An 18,776-nucleotide genomic window follows, 5' to 3' on the forward strand; every position below is an offset into this window, starting at 1 on the left:
TCGCCGAACTCGCCAGACTCAGCAGACTCAGTAGACTCAGCAGACTCAGCAGACTCCGGACCGTCAGCGGCAGGCGACGTCTCGCCCTCACCGTCACCGCCGCCGACACCGAAGTCCTTGTCCATACCCCCGACACTAGACGCGACCACCGACAGACCCACTTCGTCGCTAATGCCCGAATCTCGTTGCGCACCAACCCTATACAGGGAACTCGGCGAGGTGCTGAGCGGGCGGACCCGGGAGATCGGGGCGACCGGAGCGACCTGAGTCGGCGGCATACCGACTCATGGGCAAACCCTGACCGCGGGTTCGCCTGCCGTGACCCAGACCCTGCGACCGTCGGGCCATGTCCACTCTGCGGATCCGTCCCTGGCTCGTCGCGGTCATCGCGTGCGTCATCCTCGTGGCGGCGGCCGTCCAGACGGGTGCGGCGCGGGCGGCCGTCACGGCGCTGACCGTCGCGCAGGCGATCGCCCTGCAGGACGGCAGTTCCGGGAGCGTCGTGGGCTTCGTGGTGGGAGAACCGGTTTCGGCGACGACGGTGAACCGGTTCGGCTTCGCCGGGGACACGGCGATCGCCATCGCCGACGTGGCGTCCAAGACCTCGTCGACGACGATGCTCTACGTCCAGGTGACCACCGCCTACCGGTCGGCCTTCGGGCTCAGGTCGACCCCGTCGCTGGTCGGGAAGCAGATCGAGGTGACGGGCAGCCTCTCGGCCTACTTCTCGCCCCACGCCGGGCTCAAGGCCCCCACGGCCATGACGATCTCCGGCGCGACACCCACCCCACCCCCGACGACGACGACGGCCTCTCCCACGATCACTCCCACCGGCCCACCGGGAGGAGGCACCGACACCTACTATGCCAACGCCCTGGGCCGGTCGGGCGCCGACCTCAAGGTGGCCCTCCACACGATCATCCGCACCCAGAGCGTGCTCAGCTACGACGGGGTCTGGACCGCGCTCAAGGACACCGACCAGGACCCCGCCAACCCCGACGACGTGACCGAGATCTACAGCGGCCGCTCCGTTCCCAAGTCGAGCAACGGTGGCAATCCTGACGACTGGAACCGTGAGCACGTCTACGCCAAGAGCCACGGTGACTTCGGCACCACCCCCGGTCCGGGCACCGACGTCTACCACCTATGTCCCGAGGACGTGTCGGTCAACGGGCACGCGGCAACCTCGACTTCGACAACAGCGGGAACGCCGTCGTCCAGTGCGCCGGGTGCCTGGCCGACGCCGACTCCTTCCAGCCCAGGGTCACGGTCAAGGGCGACGTCGCTCGGATGATCTTCTCTGTGGCCGTGCGGTATTCGGGAGACGACGGATTCGCCGACCTCGAGGTGAACGAGTCGGTGAACAACGGCTCGGCCCCCGACCTCGGCAGGTTGTCGGTGCTGAAGGCCTGGAGCGACGCCGACCCTCCCGATGCCTTCGAGTAGCGCCGCAACGAGGTCATCCACACCACGTGGCAGCACAACCGGAACCCGTTCATCGACCACCCCGAGTGGGTCGACTCGATCTGGCCGTGACGCCGAGCTGGCCGATCGGTGACACCCCCCGGCGGTCGAGCGGGCAGACCCACCAGGCTGCTTCGTCGATCACGACCGCCGAGAGCGGGTGGGTCAAGGGGTGTGTGGGACATCGTGGCCACGCGACGGACCGCTCGAGCCGGCACAGCTCCTCGTGCACCCACTCCTGCACCTGGTCCGCGACCGATCGCAGCTGCTCCACCGGCGCGTCGTCGACGAGACACGACACACGCTGCCCGCTGCCGTCGACGGCCAGCAGCATGGCGCACGGCTGGTGCGCGTGGTGTCTCCACTCCTGTTCGGGGACGTCGCGGACCTCGGGCAACGGCACCCCGGCGATGCGGAGGTCGTGCTCCACGACCTGCAGGGCCCGGGCGAGGTCGGCGTTCATGACGGGCCGGCGCCCGTGTCGGTCACCGGAGCGACCGGCGTGAGGTGTCGGCGCAGCCAGGGGTCGGCGACCGCGTGGAAGGCGTCGGGGTCGCCCTGCCTCACGTAGTGCCCGACTCCGGCGACGACGGCGACCTCGACGCATTCGTTGTCGATCGCGGAGATGGCGGCACGGGTGTCGGGACCGATGAGCACGTCGTCGTCTCCAGTGACGACGAGCGTCGGTGTGAACAGACGCGGCACGTGGTCGGTCCACGGGGTCGACGGGCGGCCGCTACCGGTCGCGAGGTAGGCGAGGTCGACCTCGGCCTTGCTCCCGACCCACGCCCGCCGCTCGACGTCGGGCCACGCGGGCTCCCGAACGCGCATCGACTCCAGCTCACCCTCCGGATCCAGCCCGTATGCCGTGACGTGCCCGACCCATGCTGCGCCCACCTCGGGCCGGTGGCCGAGCACGGGCGGGGTGTCCCAGGGTGGGTCGATGAGGACCAGAGCGTCGACGAGACCGGGGTGCTCGGCGCACGCCGCCGTGAGGGCGGCGCCGCCCAGGCTGTGGCCGACCGCGACCAGGGGCTGGTCCGGCAACCGGAGCTCCGTGAGCACTCGGACGGTGTCCTCGACGTGGACGTCGCCCGGCTCGACGAGCTGCCGCGGCGAGAACCGCGGGGACCGTCCGTGACCGCGGAGGTCGACGGCCACGAGGTGGGCCACCGGCGTCCAGCGGACGACGAGGTCGGGCCAGCAGGCGCCGGAGTCGCCGTTGGCGTGGAAGAGGGCGACGACGGGGGCGGGCGGCGTTCTGCCGTAACGGCGCACGGCGAGGCCGGCGACCATCTCAGGCACCAGCCCAGGCACCGGCCGGGGCCCCGTCACGTGGTGTCGACCTGTGCCGGCCGCTCGAACTGCGCGGCGATCCAGGGATCGACGAGGGCGTGGAAGCCCTCGGGGTTGTCGCGCCGCACGCAGTGGTGCGCCCCCGTCACGATCCCGACCTCGATGAACGGGTTGCCCACTGCCACTAGCCGTTCGAGCATCGGCGGCATCCAGATCACGTCCTGGTCGCCGGTCACCAGCAGGGTCGGTACGCCGATGGCGGCAGCGACCTCGAGGCGCGGCCGCCGACCCGTGACGGCGCCGTCTCCCAGCATCTCGATGTCGATCGCGAGCTTCGCAGCCAACCACGGGTCGAACTCGGAGTCGGGCCACGAGGGGTGGTCGACCCGAGAGGTCGCGAGCGCGGCCGGTGGGTCGACGAACGTGTCGAGCGCCTCGGCGACCCGCTGCCGCGCGCGGTCGGGACCCCGGTCGCGACCTCCTTGGCCGGCGTCCTCGGGGCCGGGGACGCCGAGGGCCGGGTCTTCGAGGACGACGGCGCGCACGAGCTCCGGACGAGTGCCGGCGAGCGCTGCCGCCGTCCCGCCGCCCATCGAGTGTCCGACGAGGACAGGACGGTCCACCTCACCACCGCCGCGCGCGTCGGGGCCTCCGCGTCCCTCGGAAGCGTCGTGGCGAGCAAGGTTCTCGAGCATGACGACGAGGTCGGCGAGGTGCGTCTCACCGACGCCGTCCTCGAGCTGGCCGTCGAGGAAACGGGCCGACTCACCGTGCCCCCTGGCGTCCCAGGCGACGAGTCGGTAGGTCTCGGACCAGCGCTCGACGGCGTCGGGCCAGCAGGCGCCGGAGTCCGTGAGACCGTGCAGGAGCACCAGCGTCGGGGCGCCCAGGTCCTGTCGGCCACCGAGGTGGATGGCGAGGTCACCGTGGAGCTGGCTGTGCGGCATACGTGCCACGATAGCCAGTATGGATGCCGTCACCCAGGTCCCCGCCCTCGTCAACGAAACAGTGTTGGACTACGCCCCCGGGAGCCGGGAGCGCGCCGAGCTGGAGGTGGCGCTGGCCAGGCTCGGTAGCGAGCGCCGCGACCTCCCGCACACCATTGCCGGCGAACGGGTGATGGGCGCGGGACGGAAGATCGACGTGCGGCAGCCGCACGCGCACCGCAAGGTCCTCGGCACCATGCGCAACGCGACCCTGGGCGAAGCCCGGGCCGCCGTCGACGCGGCCAAGGCCGCCGCCCCCGGATGGCGGGCCCTCTCCTTCGACGACCGGGCCGCGATCCTGCTCAAGGCCGCCGACCTCCTCGCCGGTCCCTGGCGCCAGATCCTCAACGCCGCAACGATGCTCGGCCAGAGCAAGACGTGCTACCAGGCCGAGATCGACGCGGCCTGCGAGCTGATCGACTTCTGGCGGATCAACGTCCACTTCGCCCGCGAGATCCTCGCCGAGCAGCCGCCGCTCAACGCGAGGGGGGTGTGGAACCGCACCGACCACCGCCCGCTCGAGGGCTTCGTCTACGCAGTCACGCCCTTCAACTTCACCGCTATCGCGGGGAACCTGCCGACCGCACCGGCACTGATGGGCAACACCGTCGTCTGGAAGCCGTCGCCGACCCAGCAGCTCGCTGCGCAGCTGACCCTCGAGATCCTCGAGGCAGCCGGTATGCCGCCGGGCGTCATCAACCTCGTCACCGGCGACGGCCTCAACGTCTCCAAGGTCGCCCTCGCCGACCCCGACCTCGCCGGCATCCACTTCACCGGGTCGACGCCGACCTTCCAGCACCTCTGGCAGCAGGTCGGGGCCAACCTCCCGAGCTATCGCACCTATCCCCGTCTCGTCGGCGAGACCGGCGGCAAGGACTTCATCCTGGCCCACCCCTCCGCGGACCCCGACGTGCTGCGGACCGCGATGATCCGGGGGGCGTTCGAGTACCAAGGACAGAAGTGCTCGGCCGCATCGAGGGCGTATGTGCCCCAGTCGATCTGGAAGAAGATCCGCACGGACCTCGCCGATCTCACCAACGGCCTCACCCAGGGTGACGTGACCGACCTGTCGAACTTCATGGGAGCGGTCATCGACGAGCGGTCCTTCGCCAAGAACACGGCGGCGATCGACCGGGCGAAGGAGGCCGCCAAGGTCACGATCATCGCCGGGGGGACCTATGACGACTCCGAGGGCTACTTCGTGCGACCCACGGTGATCGAGTCCTCCGACCCGACCGACGAGGCCTTCCGCACCGAGTACTTCGGCCCGATCCTCGCTGTCCACGTCTATCCCGACGCCCGCTACGACGCGGTCCTCGACCAGATGGAGTCCTTCGCTCCCTACGCGCTGACCGGCTCGATCCTCGCCCAGGACCGGAGGGTCATCGCCGACGCGACACAGCGGCTGCGCTTCGCCGCCGGCAACTTCTACGTCAACGACAAGCCGACCGGGGCGGTCGTCGGACAGCAGCCGTTCGGCGGCGGGCGGGCCTCCGGTACCAACGACAAGGCTGGCGCCGCCCAGAACCTGTTGCGGTGGACGAGCGCCCGCTCCATCAAGGAGACCTTCGTCCCGCCGACCACGCACGCCTACCCGCACATGGGCTGAGGGTCGGGCTCAGCCGGCGAGCCAGGCGAGCCCGACCTCGTGCTCCTTGTCGATCGCGTCGATGATCCACGGCTCGGCCGACTTCTCGATCTTGCCGCCGAGCAGGGGCACACGGGCCTTCAGGTCGCCGTCGATCGTGATGACCGAGCCGGCGCCGACGGGTCGCAGGCTGACCGTGCCCTTCATCCCCACCGGGAGGCTGCCGTCACCGATCGCGACGTCGAGGGTGCCCGTCCGGGAGCCGTCCGGTCCGGCGGGGCTCCACATGTAGGTCTCGGTCACCCGGATCTTGGGGCCCACCATCGACTTGAGCAGGTCCGGGAACCCGTCGGTGGGCAGGTCCCGCGAGGTGATGATCTCGGTCTGGTCACCCTTGGGGGTCACGGACTCGCGGTGGGTGATCGGGTGGGTGGCCTCGCACTTCTTGGCCTGGAACGCCAGGTCGCTCACCATGATCGACACGTCGGCGGGGGAGGCGGGGTACTCGAACCTCTTGGTGATCTGCATGGGACCTCACGGTAGTGGGTCGCGATCAGCGCCCGAGGGAGGCCCGGGTGTCCGCGGCGGCTCGGGCGAGCACCCCGGTCGCCTCGGTGAGGGTCCGCTGGAGGGCGCCACGCGAGCGACCCACCCGGCTCGCCAGTCGCTCCGCCCGCGCCGCGAGTCCCGGCAGCTCCGCCCGTCGGTGGGACGCCGCGTCGACCGTCGCCAGGCCCCAGGGCTCGACGACCTGCAACCCGTCGAGGGTCAGGCCGGCCCGGGAGACCTCGGCCTCCAGCCGGCGCAGCTCCTCGGCCTGCTCCGCCAGCTCCTGCGCGTAGCGCTGCAGGGCGGCGCCGGCCGCGTCGAGCCGGTCGACCAGCGTGTCGAGCAGGCGCTGGTCGCGCTCGGGCAGGTCGGGCAGGTCGGGCAGGTCGGGGGAGGCGAGGCGACTCCCCGCCCGAGACCCTGCCGACCTGGCATCGGCGAGCGCCTCACGGGCGGTCAGCAACGTCGCGGCCCGGGTGCGCAGGTCGCCCCCCAGCTGGGAGCACGAGGAGGGGTCGCCCATGAGGGTGGCGATCACCTGCCGTCCCTCCGTCCCCGGCCAGGACCAGCCCCCGGGTCGAGCGACTCGAGCGACTCGAGCGACTCCGGCGACTCGAGCGACGCCAGCGCGTCGGCCACGGACTCGGCGAGGGCCCGCAGGGCATCGCTGGCCTGGTCCACGAAGTCGTCGACGATCCGGCCGGTGACGTGGTCGCCGGTGTCGGGCACGTGGTGGAGCAGCGCGTCGCTGGTGCCCGCGGCACACCGACGGACGTCCGCGAGGGCGGCGGCCAGGAGGTGCCGGGATCCCGACCTGCTCTCGGTCCTCACCTCGCCAGCCTAGGGCCGGACGGGGTATGGCCCCCGGAGTTCTCCACCGAGGGCCCTCCCGGCCGGGCGTCCACCCCTCGGACAGGAGGGATACGCTCGGACGGGCATCCGACGAGGCGTGCCTGAGCACCGATACGGGTAAGGATGAGATGTCTGCGTCGCTGGAGCAGTCACGGGCCGGTCAGCTGCGAGCGGCAGCCGACGGCGACCCGGCGCTGGAGCCGTTCCTGCGGCGCTACTACCGCCACGTGGCCACCGAGGACCTCCTCGCCCGCGAGCCCGCCGACCTGCTCGGCGCCGCGCTGCACCACAAGGAGCTGGCCAGCCATCGACCGGTCGGGACCGCGGACGTCTGCGTCATCAACCCCGACGTCGAGTCCGACGGCTGGTCGAGCGGGCACACGGTCATCCAGATCGTCGCCGACGACATGCCCTTCCTCGTCGACTCGGTGACGGCCGAGCTGACCACGCGCGACCGCGGCATACACCTCGTCGTCCACCCTCAGCTCGTGGTCCGGCGCGACGCGGCCGGCACCCTCGAGGAGGTCCTCGACCTCGACCGCCTCGAGCGGGCCCCGACCGGCGTCTTCGGGGTGGTGACGGAGTCGTGGATGCACCTCGAGGTCGACCGCATCGCGTCCGCGACCGAGCGGGCCGAGCTCGCCGCGGCCCTGACCACGGTGCTCGGCAACGTCCGCGACGCCGTCGAGGACTGGCCCCGGATGCACGACCGGTGCGCGTCGATCGCTGCAGGCCTGCGGGAGACGCCGCCGCACGGCATCGACCCGGCGGTCGTCTCGTCGACGGCCCGCTTCCTCGACTGGCTGGCCGACGGGCACTTCACCTTCCTCGGGTTCCGTGACTACACGCTGGGTGAGGTCGACGGGGTCGACACCCTCGACGTCGTCCCCGGGTCCGGCCTCGGCCTGCTGCGCTACGACCGCCCAGGAGTCGACGCCTCGACCCGGCTGACTCCCGCTGCCCGAGCCAAGGCCCGTGAGCCGGAGCTGCTCATCATCACCAAGGCCAATTCGCGTGCAACAGTTCACCGTTCGGTCTATCTCGACTACGTCGGCATCAAGCGTTTCAACGACCGGGGCGCGGTCACCGGTGAGCGCCGCTTCCTCGGCCTCTTCGCCTCGAGCGCCTACACCGCCTCGATCCTCGACATCCCGATCCTCGACGACCGGGTGCACATGATCCTCGACCGTGCCGGGTTCACCGCCGACAGCCACTCCGGCAAGGACCTCCTCGAGGTCATGGAGAGCTACCCCCGCGACGAGCTCTTCCAGACCGACCCCGACGACCTGCTCGACGTCACCCTCGAGGTGCTGCGTCTGCAGGAGCGGCGCAAGACCAAGCTCTTCCTCCGCAAGGACGTCTACGGGCGCTTCATGTCGTGCCTCGTCTTCCTGCCGCGCGACCGCTACAACACGACCGTCCGGCTGAAGATGGAGGCGATCCTGCGTCGCGCCTTCCACGCCTCCAACGTCGACTTCACCACCCGGGTCGCCGAGTCGACCCTCGCCCGGCTGCACTTCGTCGTGCGCGTGGGTCGCGGCGAGTCGATCCCCGAGGTCGACGTCGCGAGCCTCGAGCGAGAGATCGTCGACGCCACCCGCACGTGGGACGAGGACGTCTCCGAGGCGACCCGTGCCGCGCGCGGCGAGGAGGCGGGCGCACGCCTCGTCGGGCTCTACGGCCGAGCCTTCCCCGAGGCCTACAAGGAGGACTTCCCCCCGCGGGTGGCGGTCGCCGACATCGCCGCGATGGAGTCGCTCGACACCGACGAGATGGTCGAGCTCAACCTCTATGAGGACCCCGGCTCGCCGGCCGACGAACGCCGCTTCAAGCTCTACCGCCGCGGCCCGCTCTCGCTCACCCAGGTCCTCCCGCTCTTCACCCGCCTCGGGGTCGAGGTCGTCGACGAGCGTCCCTACGAGGTCCATCGCGGCGACGGCGTGACGGTCCACGTCTACGACTTCGGTCTGCGCGCACCGCGGCCCGACTACTGGGGCAGTGGCAGCGAGCGCGAGGTCCGGCGCACGCTGCTCCAGGACGCCGTCCGCGCGGTCTGGCAGGGCGAGGCCGAGTCCGACGGCTTCAACGCGCTCGTCCTCGACGCCGGTCTCACCTGGCGCCAGGTCGTCATCCTGCGCGCGGCCGCGAAGTACCTCCGCCAGACCCAGTCGACCTTCTCCCAGCCCTACATCGAGGCTGCGCTGGTGACCAACGCCGCCATCGCCCGGCAGCTCGTCGCCCTCTTCGAGACCCGCTTCGACCCCCGCCGGTATGCCGCCTCGGCCGGCGGCGAGCGCGCTGCCGCCGAGGAGCTCGTCGTCTCGGCGATCCACGCCGCCCTCGACGACGTCACGAGCCTCGACCACGACCGGATCGTCCGGTCGCTCCTCGGGGTGATCACGGCCGGGCTGCGGACGAACTACTACCAGACCGACGAGTCGGGGGCCTTCAAGCCCTACGTCAGCCTCAAGCTCGACCCCAAGCAGGTGCCGGACCTGCCGGCGCCGCGCCCGATGTTCGAGATCTGGGTCTACGGGCCCCGGGTCGAGGGCGTCCACCTGAGGTTCGGCAGGGTGGCCCGCGGGGGCTTGAGGTGGAGCGACCGGCGCGAGGACTTCCGCACCGAGGTCCTCGGCCTGGTCAAGGCGCAGATGGTCAAGAACGCCGTCATCGTGCCGACCGGCAGCAAGGGCGGGTTCTTCGCCAAGCAGCTCCCCGATCCGCTGGTCGACCGTGACGCGTGGCTGGCCGAGGGCGTCGCGGCATACCGGCTCTTCGTCTGTGGCCTGCTCGACCTCACCGACAACCTCGTCGCGGGCGTGGTCACCCCGCCGGCCGACGTCGTGCGCCACGACCCCGACGACACCTATCTCGTGGTCGCCGCGGACAAGGGGACGGCGACGTTCTCCGACATCGCCAACGGCATCTCCCAGCACTACGGCTACTGGCTCGACGACGCCTTCGCCTCGGGCGGGTCCGAGGGCTACGACCACAAGGCGATGGGCATCACGGCCCGGGGCGCGTGGGAGTCCGTCAAGCGGCACTTCCGCGAGATGGGCCTCGACACCCAGACGCAGGCCTTCACCGTCGTCGGCGTCGGCGACATGAGCGGCGACGTCTTCGGCAACGGCATGCTGCTGTCCGAGCAGATCCGGCTGGTGGCCGCCTTCGACCACCGCCACATCTTCCTCGACCCCACCCCGGACGCGGCGACGTCGTTCGTCGAGCGCCGCCGGCTGTTCGAGCTCCCGCGGTCGTCGTGGGCCGACTACGACGCGTCGTTGATCAGCCCCGGTGGCGGCGTGGTCAACCGGGCCGCCAAGTCCGTCCCGATCTCGCCGGAGGCGGCCAAGGTCCTCGGCCTGCGGGCCGGCACGTCGTCGATGACCCCGGCCGAGCTGATGAAGGCGATCCTGCTGGCCCCGGTCGACCTGCTGTGGAACGGCGGCATCGGCACCTACGTCAAGGCGACCTCGGAGTCCGACGCCGAGATCGGTGACCGCGCCAACGACGCGATCAGGGTGGACGGAAAAGCGTTGCGAGTCAAGGTGATCGGGGAGGGCGGCAACCTCGGCGCGAGTCAGCGCGGCCGCATCGAGGCGTCCTTCGCCGGAGTCCACGTCAACACCGACGCGATCGACAACTCGGCCGGGGTCGACACGAGCGACCACGAGGTCAACATCAAGATCCTCCTGACCGGCCTCGTCCGGGACGGGGAGCTCAGCCTCGAGCAGCGCAACGTGATCCTCCACTCGATGACGGACGAGGTCGCGGCCCAGGTGCTGCGCGACAACTACGAGCAGAACGTGCTGCTCGGCAACGCACGGGCGCAGGAGCACTCGATGCTCCCGGTGCACCAGCGCCTGATGCACTGGCTCGAGGAGCGCCGCGAGCTCGACCGGGCCCTGGAGTTCCTCCCGAGCGACGTCGAGATCGCCAAGCGCCATGCCGACGGCCTCGGCTTCACGTCGCCCGAGTTCTCGGTGCTCGTCGCCTACGCGAAGCTCGCGCTCAAGGGCGACCTGCTGCCGACGTCCCTGCCGGACGACCCGTGGTTCCAGCAGACCCTCTCCGACTACTTCCCGGAGCCGATCCGGGCGGGCTACGCGCAGCAGCTGCACTCCCACCCGCTGCGCCGCGAGATCGTCACCAACTCCGTGGTCAACTCGATGGTCAACCGGGGCGGCATCACCTTCGCGTTCCGTGCCTCGGAGGAGACCGGCGCCGGTCCAGAGCACATCGCCCGGGCGTTCGTCGTCTGCCGGGAGGTCTTCGACCTCCAGTCCTACGTGGCCGACGTGGAGGCCCTCGACAACACGGTCACCACGGCGACCCAGACGGCGCTCTACCTCGAGTTCCGCCGGCTGCTCGACCGCGCGGTCCGGTGGTTCCTCACGACGCGCCCCTCGTCGATCGACGTCGCGGTCGAGGTGGCGCGGTTCCGGCCCCCGGTCACCCTGTTCGCCCCGCACATCCAGGACCACCTCCAGGGCGGCGAACGCAAACGCCTCGGACGTCGGGCCAAGGAGCTCGAGAAGCTCGGCGCACCAACCGACTTCGCGTTGCGCGCCGCCGGGCTGCTCGACCGGTTCTCGCTGCTCGACATCGTCGAGATCGCGGAGGACATCGCCGAACCGGTCGGTGACGTCGTCGGCGTCTACTACTACTGCTCCGAGAAGTTCAGCATCGACGACATGCTCACGAGGGTCTCCAAGCTCCCTCGCGACGACCGCTGGGACGCGCTGGCCCGTGGTGCCATGCGCGACGACCTCTATGCCGTGCTGGAGTCGCTCACCCGCTCCGTCCTCGCCACGAGCAGCGCCGGTCTGGCGCCGGCGAAGCGGTTCGACGAGTGGGCCGACGCCAACAAGGACGCCCTCGCCCGGGCGCGCACGGCGCTCGGCGGCATCGAACGGCTCGACCATGCGGGCATCGCCGCCCTCTCCGTGGCGCTGCGGACCCTGCGTGGGATCTTGCGCGGCGGCGGGCGGTCGTCCTGACCGTCGGCTCCGATCCTGCCTGTCCTCCCTCCTCGGTCCGGCCCACCACCCCGGGCGCGGCCTCTGCCCCGCAGTGGGCGGCATAGGCTGCCGGTGTGCCCACGCTCGCCGAGCTCCTCCACGAGAACTCCGAGCTCCAGAGCGCCGACATCGAGTGGCTCCACCTCCTCGTCGGGGACTGGCAGCTGCTCTCGGACCTCTCCTTCGCCGACCTCATCCTGTGGGTGCGGTCCTCGAGGGTTCAGTGGAACGCCATCGCGCACATCCGGCCGACCACGGGCCAGATGGTGTTCTTCGAGGACCAGGTCGGCGCCCGGGCGTCCAAGGCCCGCGCCGAGACGCTCGAGCAGGCCTTCTCCGAGCGGCGCATCGTCCGGGAGCGCGACACGGAATGGCGCGACGACCTCCCCGTGCGGGAGGAGTCGATCCCCGTCGTGCGGCAGGGCCGGGCGATCGCGGTGCTCACCCGGCATACCAACCTGACGACGATGCGGACCCCGAGCCGGCTCGAGCTCACCTACCTCGCCACGGCCGACGCCCTCTCGCGGATGATCGCGGCGGGGGAGTTCCCCCACGCCTCGGCTCCGACGGGGCTCCGGCGCGGCGCTCCCCGGGTCGGCGACGGGGTCGTCCGCCTCGACTACGAGGGGGTCATCTCCTACGCCAGCCCCAACGCGATCTCGGCCGTGCACCGGCTCGGCTTCGTCGGCGACGTGATCGGTGGGTCGCTCAGCCAGATCGTCACCACCGTCCTGCGCGACAGCTCACCCGTCGACGAGGGGCTCCCGCTGGTCCTCACCGGCCGGCAGCCGTGGCGCACCGAGGTCGGCAGCGGCGGCGCCGTGATCTCGATGCGCGCCATCCCGCTCACCGAGGCGGGCCAGCGGTTCGGCGCCATCCTGCTGCTGCGCGACGTCAGCGAGCTGCGTCGCCGGGAGCAGGAGCTGATGACCAAGGACGCGACGATCCGCGAGATCCACCACCGGGTGAAGAACAACCTCCAGTCCGTGGCGGCCCTGCTGCGCCTGCAGGCTCGCCGCACCGAAGACCGCAACACCCGCTCTGCCCTCCTCGAGGCGGTCCGACGGGTCGGCACGATCGCGCTCGTCCACGAGACCCTCAGCCAGGGGTTCGACGAGACGGTCGACTTCGACGACGTCGCCGAGCGCAGCTTCCGCGCGGTGGTCGAGGTCGCGGCCTACGACAAGCCGATCCAGCGCCGACGCACGGGTGACCCGTTCGGGCGGCTGAAGGCGGAGGACGCGACCTCGCTGGCGATGATCCTCAGCGAGCTCGTCCAGAACGCCATCGAGCACGGCCTCTCCGCGACCGGGGGCACGGTCTGGGTCGACGTCGAGCGCACGCCCCAGGTGAAGGGCCCCGACCTGCTCACGGTCTGCATCGAGGACGACGGCACCGGTATGCCGACCGGGCGCCACCCGGGGTCGGGCCTCGGGACGCAGATCGTGCAGTCCTTGGTCCAGGACCTGCGGGGCGTCATCACCTGGACCGACGCCGACCCGCACGGGACCAAGGTGGTCTTCACCGCCCAGCTGCGGACGCTCTCGGGCGACGGGTCGACGACGCCCTACGGCAGCCCGGGGCCGGGTCCGGTGGTCGGGGCCCCGGCCGTCCCCGGACCGACCTCCCCGACGTCAACCCCCACCTAGGAGCATTGGGGGTCATCGCCCACGGAAGGCCACCCGAACGGCGGACGGCTGGCCGGGAGTGGCGCGCTCAGCCGGCGCGGCGGGCGCGGGCGTTGCGTCGCTTGAGCGCGCGACGCTCGTCCTCGGACAGACCGCCCCACACCCCGGCGTCCTGACCGGACTCGAGGGCCCACTTCAGGCAGGTGTCGACGACCTCGCAGCGACGGCACACGGTCTTCGCCTCTTCGATCTGGAGAATGGCCGGGCCGGTGTTCCCGATCGGGAAGAACAGCTCGGGATCTTCGTCGAGGCAGGCAGCGCGGTCGCGCCAGTCCATGAGGATCGTGCTCCTTGTCGTGCGAGGGGCGTCGGCGGCGCGGGCGGCACGGGGCTGTGCCGGGGTCACGGTACGACGGGTCGAGATCGTCGAAGAAGTCGAGCTCGCCGACTTGATCGGGTTGGCTGCGGACTGGTGCGGGCGTCGGGTGTGGGCTGTAGTCGTCATTGTTTCTATCGTGTTTCCTGTGTTTCACAAGCGTAAGCCACCTGGTCGGCGATCTGCGCAGGCTACGGATCGGGGGAATGTGCGGTGGGGCCGGTCGAGCAGCCGCTCTCCGCTGGCCGCGGCCGGGCCCGCCACCGACGTCGGTGTCGGCTCGTCGTGCAAGGATTTGGTCGACCCAAACCTGCCAACGATGTACGGGCGCTCGGTGTTCCGAGGCCGTCGACAACTATCCACTGTCCGCCGCGTGCTTGCAAGTGTTTCGACGTCGAAATACCTGGGAGAAGACCGGCGCGGGTCGCGGCCGGCCCGGTCGCTCAGGAGGGGACGCCGTCCTCGGGGTCGCCTTCCGGGCTCGGCGGCCTCCCCCCGGAGGCGATCGCCGCGACCAGGCTGAGCAGCGCGACCCCGAGCACCAGGCCCCCGATCAGCCCCTGGTCGGCCTGGACGAGGGACGCCGCCACCGGGAGGAGCAGGACGTTCCACACCAGGGTGGGCGTCCGGACCCAGGTCGCGGCGGTCCACCACCCCCGGGTGAGGTAGGCCAGGCCGACCGCCGTGATGACGATGACGATGGCCGACGTGACCACCCGAGCCGTGTCGTTGCCGCCTCCCACGACGAGCTCGGCGACGTAGAACACGGCGAAGCCCAGCAGGACGAGCGCCTCGAGGAGGGCGAGGCCTGCAGAGAGCGTGCGCGCGAGCGGCCGGGACGTCGCACGCGGTTCGGGAGGGGCGGTGCTCACGTCTCGAGACTATGCGAGCCGCCCCGGGGGGCGGCGGCCCGTCGTCGCGGCGGACCGGCCGTCGCCGGTCAGAAGCGGGTGCCGAGCCACCAACCGACAGCGGCCAGTAGGCAGCCCGCGACGAGACTCAGCAGGACGTAGCCCGCGGCATACCGGCTTCGACCCCCCTCGAGAAGCCGGACGCTCTCGACGGCGAAGGTGCTGAAGGTGGTGAACGCCCCGCAGAACCCGGTGCCCAGCAGCAGCGCCAGGTCGTGTCCTCGATCCGGTGCGCTCGACCACCCGAGCACGCCGCCGAGCACCAGTGAGCCGACGAGGTTGACGGTGAGGGTGCCCCAGGGCACGAGGCCGGTATGCCGCCGCTGCACCGCCCGGTCGACGAGCCACCGGCCGGGTGCCCCGACGGCTGCCCCGAGCGAGACGAGCAGGACCGCGGTCATCGCGTCCTCCGGCCGGCCGCCGTCGCGACGACGCGCCCCAGCCGGAAGCCGGCGAGCGCGGCGAGGAACCCGACGCCGACGGTAGCGAGCAGGTAGAGCAGCGCGGTGTCGGCGTGGCCGCCGTCGAGCAGCGCGCGGGTCTCGGAGGTGTAGGTGGAGAACGTCGTGAAGCCCCCCAGCACCCCGACCCCGAGCAGGGGCCGGAGGTAGGGGTTGCGGGGGAGGGTGTCCACGAGCAGCACCGTGAGCAGCCCGAGCAGCAGGGCCCCGGTGAGGTTCGCGATGAGGGTGGCCCACGGCAAACCGCCGCCGGGCGTGGGCAGGGCCACGGTGAGGCCGTAGCGCGCGAGGCTCCCGGCGATGCCGCCGACGGCGATCACCGGGAGGAGGCGGGCCGGGGACGGGTCCGCCGAGGTCGGGTCGGTGTCCGTGTCGACCGGCAGGTCGGCGTCGGGATCGCGACGGCCCCCTGTCTCGGGCTCGTCGGGCCGGTCCATGGGGCGAGGCTATCCAGTCCGCCGGGCCGCTACGACGCGGGGCGGGCGGTGTCGGCCTCGGCGCCCGGTCGGGCTACTGGTGACCGGCGTGGCGGGCGCGGTGGATCTCGAGCTGGATCAGCCGTGCGCTGCGACGGATGCCGGTGGGGGGACGAGTCCGCGCGCGGTCCGCGATCCGGCGATGGGCGAGCTGTTCGAGAAGAGGGGTGTGCATGACGTGGCCCTTCGTGACGTGGGGGATGGTGGGTGAACGGTCAAGGCCGTTGTGAGACAGCGGTGCTGGTCGTCGTCAGGGGCGCTGGACGACGTCGCGGATCCGCCGTGACGCGTCCGTGAGGATGCCGACGATCTCGCGGGTCTGCTCGCGCGTGAGGCCGCGCTTGCGCCAGGCCTGCCGGGCGTCGTTGCGGAACTCGTTGACCGCCCGCTCGAGGTCCTGCAGCGAGCCGCTGTCGTCGTGGCCCCACGAGGTGTCGTGGCCCCCGACGGGGACGGCGTTCGCGCGGGCCTCGCGGGCGGCGTCCTTCAGCTCGGCGCGCAGGTCGCGGGCGCCCTGCTGGACACGGTCGCGGACGCCCTGGGCGAGCTCGCGGACCGACTGGTCGAGGTCGTCGTGGAGGTTCTCGACGTCGCCGCTGCGGGCGGCGACCTCGGCCCGTCCGGCCTCGGTGATCGAGTAGGTCGACTTGCGCCCCTCGTCGCTGCGGGCGACCAGCCCCTCCTCCTCCAGCTTGGCCAGGCGGGGGTAGACGGTGCCGGCGCTGGGTGTGTAGAGCCCGTCGAACCGTTTCTCGAGATCGAGGATGACCTCGTAGCCGTGGCGCGGGCCCTCGCTGAGGAGGGCGAGGAGGTAGAGGCGCAGCTGGCCGTGGGCGAAGACGGGGCTCATCAGCCGACCGCCGGCCGGTCGTCGCCCCAGCCCTCGGGGTGGTCCTGCGGGTGGGACGGCATCGGCGTCGTCGGGTCGTGGGGGATCTGCTGGGTCGGCGGGCTGGGGGGCGGGGTCGGGGCAGCAAGGGAGTCCTGCGGACCACCCGTGCCGGTGGGACCGCTCGTGCTGGTCGTGTCGCTCGTGCTGGTCGTGTCGCTCGTCCTGGTCGTGCCGCTCGTGCTGGTCGTGCCGGTGGCCGAGCCGGCGCGCAGCACGACGATGTTGCCGGACACCGCGTTCGCCTTGATCTTCAGGGCGCCGTCACCCTCGTGGATCCGGCCACCCCGGTCCCAGCCGTGGTGCCCGCCGCGACTGATCGTGCGGCCGTCGACGACGACCTGGCCGCTCGCGGTGTTGCCCTCGACGTCGAAGCCGGTGAGGGGGGCGCGCACGGTAACGTCGCCGGAGACGGAGTTGGACGAGATGTCCGACGTGCCGCTCGCGAGGTCGAGGCCGATGTCGCCGCTCACGGTGGTGATCCTGACCCGCGGCAGGTTGCCCGACTGGATGGTCACGCTGCCGGAGACGGCGTTGACCTTGAGCGAGCCGGCGACGTCGGTGCACTCCACGTCACCGCTCACGGTGTTGAGGTCGAGGTCGCCAACGAGGTCGCTCAGGGTCATCGAGCCGGAGACGGTGTTGGCCGTGACCTCCTCGCGGATCCCCGAGATCAGCGCGGTGGCACTGACGGTGCCGACGGTGGTGCGGACCCTGGCGGGGACCGAGATGCTGACGACGACCTTGTTGTGGCCGAAGTTCTCGACGGTCCGCCTGATCATCTCGAGGATGTTCTTGTCCGAGTCCTTGCCGTGGGTCACCGTCAGCTTGCCCCCGTTCCACCGCACGAGGAGGGGGACCCCGTCGATCTCGGTCACCTCGATGCGGGCGGTGGGGGAGTCGTCGTGGGTGACGACGTCGACCCGACCCCCGACGAGGCCGACCACGAGCTTGGTGACGCGCTCGTGCTCATCGCCCACGTCGAGCACCCTCGGGCCGTCGATCTGCCATTCCTGCGCCATGTCCACCCCTCGTGGTCTGCGGCTCCGGAGGGTCCGAAACTCGCGCTATATCGCGTTCTTCGGAACACGCTATATCGCGTTTGCGGATCGCGCAAGCGGAGTGGCTGGGGCCTACCGGCGCGCAACGACGACCGTTGGACGAGGGCCCGGGCACGCCTGAGCACGACGTGCCGGAGGCCGACGGACCAACGGTCGTCGTTACGCTGGCCCGCCTACAGCGTGACGCGCAGCCAGTCGTACCAGCCGTTGTGGAGCACCAACCAGGCGATGAGGCCGTAGCCCGCCTGGCCGGGGTGGACCCGGTCGCGACCGGAGGCCACGTCGGAGACCCACTGGTCGTGGGTGACGAGCGAGCGGTAGCAGTCGACGTAGGTGACCCCCCGCCGGGCGCACACGTCGGCCTGGGCGTCGGCGAGCGCCTCGATCCGGTGGTTGAGCTCGGTGTCGAGGCCCGGGGGCAGCCCGACGACGAAGGTCGCGATCCCCAGCGAGCTGGCCTCGTCGAGGATGTTGGCGAGGTTGAGGCGGGAGCGTGCGGTGCTGACCCCGCCGAGGAGGTCGTTGGTGCCGACCGACAGGACGAGGCGGCGCTCGGCGCGCTGCTCCCACCGCGGCCCGCACTCGCGCCGCCAGCGGCCCATCACGTCGGAGCTGGTGTCGCCGCGCACCCCGAGGTTGTATGCCGTGAGGTCGAGGTCCGCGTGCTGGGTGCGGCTGACGACGCGGCCCACCCAGCCGAGCCCCTTCGGGTCGCCGTAGCCCGCGACCATCGAGGACCCGACGAAGCAGACCCCGACGTCACGCACCCCGTCGGCCACCGAGAACTCGGCGCTCGGGATGAACGCCGGGGTGTCCGCGCCGGCGGTGGTGGTGCCGGGCGGCCCGTTCGAGACGGAGTCGGTCACGTCGATCCTTCGATGGAGGGGGGCAAGAAGCCATGCTGGACAGGCTTATTCGCCATCGTCACCCTCATCGTCACCCTCGTCGTCATCGAGGCGCGCCAACCAGGTGGCCAGCCGCTCGACCGGCACCTCGAGCTCGGGGTTGAGGTCGACGAACGTCCGCAGCTGTTCGGCGAGCCAGTCGAGGCTGACCTGCTCCTCGCCCCGGCGGTTCGCGAGCTCCTCGATACCCCGGTCGGTGAAGTACACGCTACCGAGGTTATCGCGAGGTGCGGCAGCCTCCGGGGACCCGCCCCGACACGCCACCTCGCGCTGAGGTCGTGGTCTGGCGTCGAGGTCGTGGTGTGCACACCAC

20 protein-coding genes are annotated in these 18,776 nt (G+C 71.3%); 5 read left to right on the plus strand and 15 right to left on the minus strand.

Features of this window, described 5'->3' with window-relative positions; genetic code table 11:
* Positions 1-346 precede the first annotated feature (346 nt).
* The gene (locus Q0R63_RS12625; protein ID WP_295697686.1) at positions 347-1,294 is read left to right on the plus strand and encodes a DUF6359 domain-containing protein; all 948 of its coding nucleotides are present in this window, start codon (positions 347-349) and stop codon (positions 1,292-1,294) included.
* The gene (locus Q0R63_RS12630) at positions 1,291-1,446 is read left to right on the plus strand and encodes a hypothetical protein (RefSeq protein ID WP_295697688.1); all 156 of its coding nucleotides are present in this window, start codon (positions 1,291-1,293) and stop codon (positions 1,444-1,446) included. The genes Q0R63_RS12625 and Q0R63_RS12630 overlap by 4 nt, the downstream gene beginning before the upstream one ends.
* Positions 1,447-1,495: 49 nt before the next feature.
* Here Q0R63_RS12630 and Q0R63_RS12635 read toward each other — a convergent pair whose 3' ends face one another.
* The 3 genes from Q0R63_RS12635 to Q0R63_RS12645 are packed head-to-tail and all read right to left on the minus strand — an operon-like array spanning position 1,496 to position 3,707.
* Entirely contained in the window at positions 1,496-1,927 is a 432-nt protein-coding gene (locus tag Q0R63_RS12635; RefSeq protein WP_295697690.1) for a hypothetical protein, read from the minus strand.
* Positions 1,924-2,760, minus strand: coding sequence for an alpha/beta fold hydrolase (locus tag Q0R63_RS12640; RefSeq protein WP_295697728.1), 837 nt, complete (start codon positions 2,758-2,760; stop codon positions 1,924-1,926). The genes Q0R63_RS12635 and Q0R63_RS12640 overlap by 4 nt, the downstream gene beginning before the upstream one ends.
* Before the next feature lie 35 nt (positions 2,761-2,795).
* A complete protein-coding gene (locus Q0R63_RS12645; protein ID WP_295697692.1) occupies positions 2,796-3,707 on the minus strand; it encodes an alpha/beta hydrolase in 912 nt (303 codons plus the stop codon).
* Between the two features lie 19 nt (positions 3,708-3,726).
* On the opposite strand from Q0R63_RS12645, the gene pruA reads away from it, so the two are divergent.
* The gene (gene pruA / locus Q0R63_RS12650) at positions 3,727-5,355 is read left to right on the plus strand and encodes an L-glutamate gamma-semialdehyde dehydrogenase (protein ID WP_295697694.1); all 1,629 of its coding nucleotides are present in this window, start codon (positions 3,727-3,729) and stop codon (positions 5,353-5,355) included.
* A 9-nt stretch (positions 5,356-5,364) separates the two neighbouring features.
* Here pruA and Q0R63_RS12655 read toward each other — a convergent pair whose 3' ends face one another.
* From Q0R63_RS12655 to Q0R63_RS12665, 3 genes are read right to left on the minus strand one after another with little or no spacing between them, the layout of a single operon-like run.
* Positions 5,365-5,862, minus strand: coding sequence for a DUF2505 domain-containing protein (locus tag Q0R63_RS12655; protein WP_295697695.1), 498 nt, complete (start codon positions 5,860-5,862; stop codon positions 5,365-5,367).
* A 25-nt stretch (positions 5,863-5,887) separates the two neighbouring features.
* Positions 5,888-6,421, minus strand: coding sequence for a hypothetical protein (locus tag Q0R63_RS12660; RefSeq protein WP_295697697.1), 534 nt, complete (start codon positions 6,419-6,421; stop codon positions 5,888-5,890).
* A complete protein-coding gene (locus Q0R63_RS12665) occupies positions 6,418-6,714 on the minus strand; it encodes a hypothetical protein (RefSeq protein ID WP_295697699.1) in 297 nt (98 codons plus the stop codon). Before Q0R63_RS12665 ends, Q0R63_RS12660 begins: the two co-directional genes overlap by 4 nt.
* 149 nt (positions 6,715-6,863) lie before the next feature.
* Between Q0R63_RS12665 and Q0R63_RS12670 the strand changes: the two genes are divergently transcribed.
* Positions 6,864-11,735, plus strand: a complete 4,872-nt coding sequence (locus Q0R63_RS12670) for an NAD-glutamate dehydrogenase (protein WP_295697702.1) — start codon at positions 6,864-6,866, stop codon at positions 11,733-11,735.
* Between the two features lie 95 nt (positions 11,736-11,830).
* Positions 11,831-13,405, plus strand: coding sequence for a PAS domain-containing sensor histidine kinase (locus Q0R63_RS12675; RefSeq protein WP_295697705.1), 1,575 nt, complete (start codon positions 11,831-11,833; stop codon positions 13,403-13,405).
* A 67-nt stretch (positions 13,406-13,472) separates the two neighbouring features.
* On the opposite strand, the gene Q0R63_RS12680 is transcribed toward Q0R63_RS12675, so the two are convergent.
* From Q0R63_RS12680 to Q0R63_RS12720, 9 genes are all read right to left on the minus strand, one after another.
* On the minus strand, positions 13,473-13,721 hold the full coding sequence (locus Q0R63_RS12680; RefSeq protein WP_295697731.1) for a WhiB family transcriptional regulator: 249 nt from the start codon (positions 13,719-13,721) through the stop codon (positions 13,473-13,475).
* Positions 13,722-14,203: 482 nt separating this feature from the next.
* A complete protein-coding gene (locus Q0R63_RS12685) occupies positions 14,204-14,632 on the minus strand; it encodes a hypothetical protein (RefSeq protein ID WP_295697708.1) in 429 nt (142 codons plus the stop codon).
* A gap of 68 nt (positions 14,633-14,700) precedes the next feature.
* Positions 14,701-15,072 carry a fluoride efflux transporter CrcB gene (crcB, locus tag Q0R63_RS12690; RefSeq protein ID WP_295697711.1) on the minus strand — a complete coding sequence of 124 codons (372 nt, stop codon included), beginning with the start codon at positions 15,070-15,072 and terminating at the stop codon, positions 14,701-14,703.
* Positions 15,069-15,569 (minus strand): fluoride efflux transporter CrcB, encoded by a 501-nt coding sequence (gene crcB / locus Q0R63_RS12695; RefSeq protein WP_295697713.1) that lies wholly within the window; start codon positions 15,567-15,569, stop codon positions 15,069-15,071. The genes crcB (Q0R63_RS12690) and crcB (Q0R63_RS12695) overlap by 4 nt, the downstream gene beginning before the upstream one ends.
* Before the next feature lie 73 nt (positions 15,570-15,642).
* Entirely contained in the window at positions 15,643-15,783 is a 141-nt protein-coding gene (locus tag Q0R63_RS12700; RefSeq protein WP_295697717.1) for a hypothetical protein, read from the minus strand.
* 75 nt (positions 15,784-15,858) lie between these two features.
* Entirely contained in the window at positions 15,859-16,458 is a 600-nt protein-coding gene (locus Q0R63_RS12705; protein WP_295697719.1) for a PadR family transcriptional regulator, read from the minus strand.
* Positions 16,458-17,519 carry a DUF4097 family beta strand repeat-containing protein gene (locus Q0R63_RS12710; protein WP_295697722.1) on the minus strand — a complete coding sequence of 354 codons (1,062 nt, stop codon included), beginning with the start codon at positions 17,517-17,519 and terminating at the stop codon, positions 16,458-16,460. The genes Q0R63_RS12705 and Q0R63_RS12710 overlap by 1 nt, the downstream gene beginning before the upstream one ends.
* A gap of 212 nt (positions 17,520-17,731) precedes the next feature.
* Complete coding sequence (locus Q0R63_RS12715; RefSeq protein WP_295697724.1) at positions 17,732-18,424, minus strand: GDSL-type esterase/lipase family protein; 693 nt, start codon at positions 18,422-18,424, stop codon at positions 17,732-17,734.
* A gap of 45 nt (positions 18,425-18,469) precedes the next feature.
* Entirely contained in the window at positions 18,470-18,670 is a 201-nt protein-coding gene (locus Q0R63_RS12720) for a DUF6104 family protein (protein ID WP_295697725.1), read from the minus strand.
* Positions 18,671-18,776 lie beyond the last annotated feature (106 nt).

The sequence above is a fragment of the Lapillicoccus sp. genome (assembly GCF_025353065.1).
In the GTDB taxonomy this organism is placed as follows: domain Bacteria; phylum Actinomycetota; class Actinomycetes; order Actinomycetales; family Dermatophilaceae; genus Lapillicoccus.